This window comes from Alistipes sp. CAG:29 (genome assembly GCF_000435435.1).
GTDB lineage: Bacteria > Bacteroidota > Bacteroidia > Bacteroidales > Rikenellaceae > Alistipes > Alistipes onderdonkii.
In genome coordinates, this window is sequence record NZ_FR893468.1 from 1 (window position 1) to 8931 (window position 8931).

At 57.3% G+C, this 8931-nt stretch carries 8 protein-coding genes; 5 read left to right on the top strand and 3 right to left on the bottom strand.

The genetic code is table 11. From position 1 onward, the window contains the following. Window positions 1-26: 26 nt before the first annotated feature. Window positions 27-1415, top strand: coding sequence for an MFS transporter (locus QVP03_RS07845; protein WP_022332954.1), 1389 nt, complete (start codon window positions 27-29; stop codon window positions 1413-1415). 112 nt (window positions 1416-1527) lie between these two features. On the opposite strand, the gene QVP03_RS07850 is transcribed toward QVP03_RS07845, so the two are convergent. From QVP03_RS07850 to QVP03_RS07860, 3 genes are all read right to left on the bottom strand, one after another. Continuing rightward, a complete protein-coding gene (locus tag QVP03_RS07850; RefSeq protein ID WP_022332955.1) occupies window positions 1528-2664 on the bottom strand; it encodes a glycosyltransferase in 1137 nt (378 codons plus the stop codon). A 355-nt stretch (window positions 2665-3019) separates the two neighbouring features. Next, on the bottom strand, window positions 3020-3556 hold the full coding sequence (locus QVP03_RS07855; RefSeq protein WP_022332956.1) for a ferritin-like domain-containing protein: 537 nt from the start codon (window positions 3554-3556) through the stop codon (window positions 3020-3022). 72 nt (window positions 3557-3628) lie between these two features. Further along, the gene (locus QVP03_RS07860) at window positions 3629-4357 is read right to left on the bottom strand and encodes an acyl-[acyl-carrier-protein] thioesterase (protein ID WP_022332957.1); all 729 of its coding nucleotides are present in this window, start codon (window positions 4355-4357) and stop codon (window positions 3629-3631) included. A gap of 168 nt (window positions 4358-4525) precedes the next feature. Between QVP03_RS07860 and QVP03_RS07865 the strand changes: the two genes are divergently transcribed. From QVP03_RS07865 to QVP03_RS07880, 4 genes are all read left to right on the top strand, one after another. Further along, the gene (locus QVP03_RS07865) at window positions 4526-4696 is read left to right on the top strand and encodes a hypothetical protein (protein WP_229107370.1); all 171 of its coding nucleotides are present in this window, start codon (window positions 4526-4528) and stop codon (window positions 4694-4696) included. A 145-nt stretch (window positions 4697-4841) separates the two neighbouring features. Further along, the gene (locus QVP03_RS07870; RefSeq protein WP_022332960.1) at window positions 4842-5531 is read left to right on the top strand and encodes a DUF2975 domain-containing protein; all 690 of its coding nucleotides are present in this window, start codon (window positions 4842-4844) and stop codon (window positions 5529-5531) included. Window positions 5532-5587: 56 nt separating this feature from the next. Beyond that, a complete protein-coding gene (locus tag QVP03_RS07875) occupies window positions 5588-5812 on the top strand; it encodes a helix-turn-helix domain-containing protein (protein WP_055203307.1) in 225 nt (74 codons plus the stop codon). Between the two features lie 40 nt (window positions 5813-5852). Beyond that, the gene (locus QVP03_RS07880) at window positions 5853-8666 is read left to right on the top strand and encodes a M16 family metallopeptidase (RefSeq protein ID WP_022332962.1); all 2814 of its coding nucleotides are present in this window, start codon (window positions 5853-5855) and stop codon (window positions 8664-8666) included. Window positions 8667-8931: the final 265 nt, after the last annotated feature.

The window sequence follows — 8931 nt, forward strand, 5'->3', positions numbered from 1 at the left end:
TTTAATTAACTAATTACAAATATACAATGACGGAAATTATCCAACGGAAACTCAACGACTCGGCCTGGGTGCGGTGGACGGCGCTCATCCTGATCGCACTGACGATGTTCTTCGGCTACATGTTCGTGGACATGATGTCGCCCCTGCAGAGCATGATCGAGGCACAGCGCGGCTGGACGCCCGACGTGTTCGGCATGTACGGAAGTTCGGAGTTCATCTTCAATGTCTTCGGATTCCTGATCCTGGCAGGTATCATCCTCGACAAAATGGGTGTGCGCTTCACGGGAATGCTCTCGGCATCCCTGATGTTTATCGGCGCCTGCATCAAATATTACGGCGTGAGCGACGCCTTCATCGGCACTGGCGCCGAGGCTTGGCTCAATAGCTGGTGGGTATCGTTCCCGGCCAGTGCCAAACTCGCATCGCTCGGGTTCATGATATTCGGATGCGGTATGGAGATGGCCGGCATCACCGTTTCGAAGACGATCGCCAAGTGGTTCGAAGGCAAGGAAATGGCCCTCGCAATGGGGCTGGAAATGGCCATTGCCCGTGTGGGTGTCTTCGCCGTTTTCTCCATCTCGCCGTGGCTCGCCAACATGGCTCCCGCAACGGTCGTGCGCCCGGTGGCATTTTGTACCCTGCTGCTGCTGATCGGACTGCTCACCTACACGGTATTCACCTTCATGGATCGCAAGCTGGACAAACAGCTCGGGCTGGATTCCCGCGGCAACAACAGTTCCGAAGAGGAATTCCGCATCAGCGACCTGGGCAAGATATTCAGCAGCAAGGTATTCTGGATCGTAGCCATACTCTGCGTGCTCTACTATTCGGCGATCTTCCCCTTCCAGCGCTTCGCCACGAACATGCTGGAAAGCAACCTCGGCGTCACGGCACAAACGGCCGCCGACATCTTCCGCTGGTTCCCGATGGGCGCCGCGGCCATCACGCCGCTGCTGGGCAGCTACCTCGACCACAAGGGCAAGGGCGCCACGATGCTGATCTTCGGAGCCGTCCTGATGACGGTATGTCACCTGATCTTCGCCTTCGTGCTCCCGGCCTATCCGAGTACGCTCGTCGCTTACGGCGCCATCATCATCCTGGGAATCTCGTTCTCGCTGGTACCCGCAGCGCTGTGGCCCTCGGTTCCCAAGATCATGGAGACCCGCTACCTGGGTTCGGCCTACTCGCTGATCTTCTGGATCCAGAACATCGGCCTCTGCCTCTTCCCTGCTGTCATCGGCTACGCCCTCAAATTCAGTAACCCGGGGCATGTGGACGGCACGGCCTACAACTATACGCTCCCGATGGTGATTTTCGCCAGCTGCGGCATCGCGGCGATGCTCCTGGGACTGTGGCTCAAGGCGGAAGACCGGAAAAAGAACTACGGGCTCGAACTGCCCAATATAAAGAAGTAGCCAAACTACGACGAATAAATGAAGCGGAAGGGCTGCCGTGCAATGCACGGCAGCCCTTTGTAATTTTCCGGAGGCAAGGGTTCGGGGAAAATCCCAGCCACGCGATCCGGAATCAGCGTACCATTTCGTACAACTCGGCGATGCGCGTGCACATCTCCTCCCACGAGAAGCGTTTGCGCTCCTCGATGCAGTTCAGGCGGAAGCGTTCGATCGTATCCCCGTCGTACATCCGCGCAATGGCATCGGCCACGCCCTGCACCGTAGGCTCGCAGACATACCCTACGCGACCGTCGGGCACGATCTCCGAAAGACCGCCGACGTCGGTGACGACCATCGGCACGCAGAACTGGTAGGCGATCTGCGTCACGCCGCTCTGCGTCGCGGTCTTATAGGGCTGGACGACGAAATCCACAGCCGAGAAGTAATATTTCACCTGTTCGTCGGGAATGAACCGGTCGTGGAGGATCACCTCGTCCTGCAGGCCGTTGTCGGCAATCTGCCGCAGGTAACGCTCCTTGGGGGTGTAAAATTCCCCGGCGACGATCAGCCTGCGCCCCGCGGCAAGCCCCCGGCGACGCAACCCCGCCCAGGCGTCGAGCAGCAGGTCGAGCCCTTTGTAGTCGCGGATCAGCCCGAAGAAAAGCACGTAATCGACCGTCGGATCCAGCCCCAGCCGTACACAAGCCTCGTTGCGGGCGACCCGCTCCCCGAAGTTCTCGAAAAGCGGATGCGGGGAAAACAGCGCCGGGGCATCGCTGTATGCCTTCAGTTCGCCGTGCACCTGCTCGGACATGTAGACGAACCCGTCCACGACACCCAGGTAATAACGGTTGAAGGGTTTGTCGGTCAGGTGGTGCTCGTGGGGTTCGACGTTGTCGATCTGGCAGAGCACCTTCGTATGGTCGTTGCGGCGGGCGAAACGGGCAATGGTGCCGAAACAGGGTGCCATGAAGGGCGTCCAGTATTTCATCAGCACGAAATCGGGACGTTCGCGGCATATCCGGCGACCGATACGCACCCAGTTGAAAGGGTTGACCGTATTGACGCACCGGCAGATGTGCAGATCGGCCGGCGGCGGCGTGGATACGGTCTGGCTCTTGCCCGGGAAGAGCAGCGAAGGGTATTGCAGCGTGAAAGTCTTTATGTCGACCTCGTTCCCACGCCGCTGAAAGGTGCGGGCCATGATCTCCATGATCGAAGCCAGTCCGCCCCGGTACGGGTGCGCAGGGCCTAAAATCGTAATCTTCATACGGCAAATATAGGAAAAGATAGCGCAAACGGCTGTCTCTTTTGCCGTAAATATACGGACAGGACAAACTTTTCGCACCACCGCGATTCCATGCGCAGGGGCATAACGGGAAGATCCCGGCAGTCCGGCACCCGCCCCGGCCTGGTTCCCGGCCGGGACGAGGCTCCGTAAAAAGACGCAGCAAAGAGCCCGGAGGAAAAACACACGGAGAAAAACCGGCAGGGAAAGCATGGCGGCAAGTGTCCGGCGGGAAGAACGCACAGCGAAGAGCCTGCCGGACGGGATTCACCGGGAAAAGCCCGCACAAAAAACGGGGCGCCGCGAACGGCACCCCGCAGACTCGGGCCAGGGACGGTTATTCGCCGTCGTCAGTATGTTTGAAACTCTTGGCGGTATGCTTGCTGCCCGCTGCGGACTGCAGCGCCAGGTACTCCTCGCCGTAGTCGAGCATATGCTGCAACTCGGTGCGGAAGGTATCGAGGTGTTCCTCCTCCTCGACGATAATGTCCTGGAACATCTTGTGCGTCACGGCGTCCTTGTGTTCGGCGGCGATGCGCGACGCCTCGTTATAGGAGTCGATCGTGCTCTGCTCCAACTGCATGGCCAGGCGGAGCATCTCCTTGGCGTCGGTCACCTGCTTGGTACGGAACGAGGCGTTCATGTCGACGTCGCCCTGCAGGAACATGATGCGGTCGGAGAACTCCTCGATATGGCGCATCTCGGCGATCGAGATCTCACGCATGATCTTCGAAAGGTACTGGTAGCGGTCATCTTCGAAATGGGTGTGGAAATACATGTACTGGAGCGATGTGGCGATCTCCTTACCTACGGCATCGTTCAGCAGGTCGATGCTCACCTGATACTTGTTCTGTGTTTTGACTGCGGTTTCCATAATGAAAAAGGTTTTGCAGCCCTACCTGCAAAACCCGTTCCACAGAGTGCCGGCAGGACATTCCCCGCAGGCCTATTTCCACTCGATAGAGGCACGTACAGCCACCGTACCGGCATCGCTGCGTATCTCGAACAGCGCCGTACGGCCGCGTTGTTCGTAACCGACGGCAAGCGTCTGCCCGTAACGGCATTCGCGCAGGAAATGGATGTCGAACCGCACGGGTGCCTCCTGCATCAGCATTTCCAGGGGCAGCATGTCGATCATCATTTCTATATAGCGCATCGTATTGACATGGCGGTTAAAGTCGATGTCGCTGTAAACGACCTTGTGCATGACCGTCTGCGCCGGGTTGACATCGCGGATCTTGCGCGGCTTGTCGGTCGGCGAAGGGGCATCGACGATGGCTTCGGCATGGGCGTCTCCCACCCACGACAGGTCGAGCGCCGAACGGCTCTTCAGATCAATCATCGCCCACTGCGTCACCGCACGGCCGAATTCGTTGCCCGCGGCGTCGGTCAGCGTGAAATTACGCGTCGAGAGCACCCGCCCGTATTCGTTGATCCACGTGGCGATCGTATAGTCGGTATACTGCCCTGGCTGGCAGTCGAATTCCACGGCCATGCGCGAGAGCACCCACGAATGGTTGTCGGCATTGAGGGCGTCGACCCCGAAACCCTTGCCGTGGGCGTCGATGCCCGCCGTATTGAGGATCGCCGAGCCCAGCGACGGGATCGTGGCCCGGAGCGTGAAATCCACATCCTGCGGTTCGACACGGTAATTATAATGCGATTTTTCTCCCATGTAATTGATATTTAGCGTTGCATGGCGGCAAAGATAAGAATTTTTCGTATATTTGGTTGAACATTAACCCTCAATAAAAGCGTTAGTTATGGAAATGAAGAAACTCGACTTCGCGGAAACCCTGAAGGATTCGATCGAAATCGGCGTCAAGAACGCCCCCCGATCGTCGTGGCAGTGACCCTGTGGCTGGTAACTATCTGGATACCCTACCTAAACATAGGGACGACTATCGCCTTCATCACCTTCGTCGTGATGTTCGTACTCTTCGTGCTGGCCGCTTCGATCGCAATGGCCATCGAAGCCTCGTTCTGGAAACAACTGAAAGACAACGTGGAATAAATACGCGCCACAGCAGGCGAAGGACGGCGCTGGTGCCGTCCTTTTTTATCCGCGACCAATTATTTTATCGAAAAACGATAAATATTATTTGTTTTTCGAAAATAAATACTAATTTTGCACTATCGAAACTCAAAAACGAACAAGCATGCAGAACAAAAAAAGACTGCACAGGCATTTACTGCTGATCTACATCATCTACTTCGCGGCGCTGATCGTAGGTTTCGCAGCGAGCTTCGTCCCGGATTTCTCGCGCGGATGGCGCGATGCGCAGGACACGCTGGAGATCGAGATCCCGCAAGGCGGCATACGCTCCTATTACGTCTCCGCCCCGGTAGTGCGCAAGGCCGCCGAGCCGGTCGTGATCGAGGGGCTCCCGGCCAGCATCGAACCGACAATCAGCCGGATAGACCTGCGCGTACAGGTGGACGAGGCCTACACGCTCGGCAACGCGTTCAAGGTGATGGGCAACAATGTCTACTGCTACCTGCTGATGGTGATAACGGGCCTCTCTTACCTGACGATCCTCGTGCTGATAGCCCTGATCATCAATTCGCTCCGCAAGTCGATCCGCGACGAACAGCCGCTGCGCCACAGCAATATACTGCGTACGCGCGCCATCGGCATCCTGATCCTCGTAGCGGAACTAAGCGAGGCTCTGATGAAATACATCAGCAACACCGAGGCGGCACGACTGCTCGAAGGCACCTCTTTCGAGGTCGTGGGGACATTTCCGCTGAGCTACTGGAATGTGATCGTCGGTATTTTGTTCCTCTTCATGGCCGAGGTGCTTTCCCTCGGGACACAACTGAGCGAAGAGCAGAAACTGACTATCTAAAATAAGTAACATAGCATGGCAACGATACAGACAATTAAAGGGGGGGGGACGACATTATGGCTATAATAATCAATATAGACGTCATGATGGCCAAGCGCAAGATGTCACTCGGCGAACTGGCCGAACGGGTGGATATTACGCCCGCCAACCTCTCGATACTCAAGAACGGGAAAGCGAAGGCCATCCGGTTCTCGACGCTCGAAGCGATCTGCCGCGAGCTCGACTGCCAGCCGGGGGACATCATCGAATACCGCCCCGACCTGCCCGCAGAAAAAGAATAACACAAAAACCCTAATACGATCGATTATGAAAAAATTAACAATGCTGGTTGCAGCCGCCTTCGCAATGACGAGCGCAATGGCCCAGCTCAACCCGATGGAGCCGATCCCGGCGGACAAGGATGTCCGGACGGGTAAACTCGAAAACGGAATGACCTATTACATCCGCCACAACGAAAAGCCGAAAGGACAGGCGGATTTCCACATCCTGCACGACGTGGGAGCCATCCAGGAGAACGACGCGCAGCAGGGCCTCGCCCACTTCCTCGAGCACATGGCCTTCAACGGCACGAAAAACCTCCCCGGCAAGCAGATGATCGAATACCTGGAGAAGGTAGGCGTGAAATTCGGCGCCAACCTCAACGCCGGCACCAGCTGGGACATGACTTCGTACATGATGAAAGACGTCCCGACCTCACGCGAGGGCATCATCGACAGTGCGCTGCTGATCCTGCACGACTGGTCGCACTTCATCGCCCTCCAGCCCGAGGAGATCGACTCGGAGCGCGGCGTGATCATGGAGGAGCTCCGCACCCGCGACAACGCTTCGTGGCGTTCGACCATGAAGATGCTCCAGGCGCTGGGCAAGGGCACGAAATACGAGCACCGCAACCTGATCGGCTATCTCGACGGGCTGAAAGGCTTCCAGCACAAGGAACTGGAGGATTTCTACAACACATGGTACCGCCCCGACTATCAGGCGGTCGTGATCGTGGGTGACATCGACGTCGATGCCGTCGAAAACAAGCTCAAAACGCTGATGAGCGATATTCCGGCCCCCGCCGCCGATGCCGCACAGAAAGAGGTGATCACGGTGCCCGACAACGAAGAGCCGATCGTCAGCATCTACACCGACCCCGAAATGCAGGGTTCGCGCGTGCAGGTCTTCGTAAAGCGCCCGGCCGTACCCGAGCAGTACAACAACCTGGTATACGGCGAGATGCTCGACGTGGTACAGGCTTACATGACCACGATGGAGAATGCCCGTCTGCAGGAGATTTCGATGCAGCCCGACGCCCCGTTCCTGGGCGCAGGCATGAACTCGGGCAGCATCGGCGTAATCCCGACGCTCGAGGCCACGATTTTCGTCGCCATGACGCAGGATGGCAAACTGGCGCAGGGTTTCGAAGCCCTCTACACGGAGATGGAGAAGGTGCGCCGCCACGGCTTCACGCAGGGCGAATTCGAGCGTGCACAGAACGACCTGATGCGCCGCGCCGAGCGTTCGTACACGAACCGCAACGACCGCCGCAACGCCGAGTTCGTACAGACCTACCTGGATAACTACCAGCAGAATACGCCCATGCCCGACGCCGAAACCGAATGGCAGTTGGACAGCATGCTGATCAAGGCGCTCAACGTCGAGGCGGTCAACGCATTCGCACAGCAGGCGATCTACCCCAACAACCAGGTGATCGTCATCACGGCACCTGAAAAGGAGGGTGTCGTAAATCCGACGACCGAGGAGATTCTCGCCATCCGCGACAAGGTCGCCGCAGCCGAGATCGAGGCATACGAGGACAACACGGTCAAGGAACCGCTGATCCCCGAAGGAACTACTCTGGAAGGTTCGCCCGTGAAGAAGACCGCGCAGAACGCCGAGTACGGCACGACGGAATGGACGCTGGCCAACGGAGTGAAGGTCATCGTGAAGCCCACGACCTACAAAGCCGACGAGGTTCGCATGAGCGCCCTGGCCAAGGGCGGCCTGTCGATCCTCTCGGACGAGGAGTTCTACATGGGCGAGATGATGCCCGCCTTCAACTCGATGTCGGGCGTAGGCAAATTCTCGGCCACCGACCTCAAGAAACAGCTTTCGGGCAAATCGGCGTCGGTTCAGCCTTCGGTGGAGAACTACGCCAGCGCCATGAACGGCGTATGCTCGCCCAAAGACCTGGAGACGATGTTCCAGTTGCTCTACCTCAACTTCACGCAGCCGCGTTTCGACGAGAACGACTACAACACGCTCATGAAGATGCTGCGCGCACAGTTGGAGAACGTCAAGTCAAACCCCGACTACCTGATGGAAGACAAGTTCATCGACGTGGCATACGGCAACAACCCGCGCCGCCAGATGGTTTCGACCGAGATCATCGACAAGTTCAGCTTCGAGGCGCTGCCGGCCATCTACAAGAAACTCTATCCGGATGCCAACAGCTTCGTATTCAAGTTCGTGGGCAACGTAGACCTCGAAACGCTCAAACCGCTCGTTGAAAAATATATCGGCTCGATCCCGACCTCGAAGAAACCGATGACGTTCGCGGACGACAAATGCGATCCCGTGAAGGGCGAGGTGACCGAGGACTTCACGGCCTCGATGCAACAACCCAAGGTTTCGGTACGTTACATGTTCTCCGGCGAGATGCCCTACACGCTCAAGAACAAGGCTGCCCTGTCGTTCCTGACGCAGGCGCTCAACTCGCGCTACCTGGTTTCGATCCGCGAGGAGAAGGGCGGCACGTACGGCGTACAAGTATCCGGTTCGACGGAATACATCCCGAGCGAGACCTACAACATGACCATTTCGTTCGACACCAACGAGGAGATGGCCGACGAGCTGCGCGAGATCGTAATGAAGGAGATCGAAGAGATCGCCGCCAACGGCCCCAAGAGCGAAGACATCGAGAAAAACCGCGAGTTCATGCTCAAGAGCTGGAAAAACAGCCTCGAACAGAATGCCAGCTGGATGAACTACCTCAACAGCAAATACGGCTCGGGGCTCGACTACCTGGCCGATTACGAAGAGGTGCTCAAGACGCTGACCGACGCCGACGTACAGGCCATGGCCAAGAAGGTGCTTTCCGACGGTAACCTCGTGAAAGTCATCATGCGCCCCGCAAAGGAAGAGGCGAAATAAGCCCCCATCCGACAGAATGAAAGGTAGCCGTGAAAACGGCTGCCTTTTTGTTTGCAACAGGAGGTAAAAATATTACCTTTGCAAAAATTTTAAACCAAAGTGCTGCCATCCCATGTCTCGTAGTCTCAACCTGGTCTCAGGCCTCTATCTTAAAATATCCATTCTGACGATCGTCGCGGGGCTCGTACTCCGCATCGTGCTGCTCTTCAACGGGCAGACCAGCGACCTCGGTTTTTCACCGGGCGAGTGGTGCCAGGTATTCCTG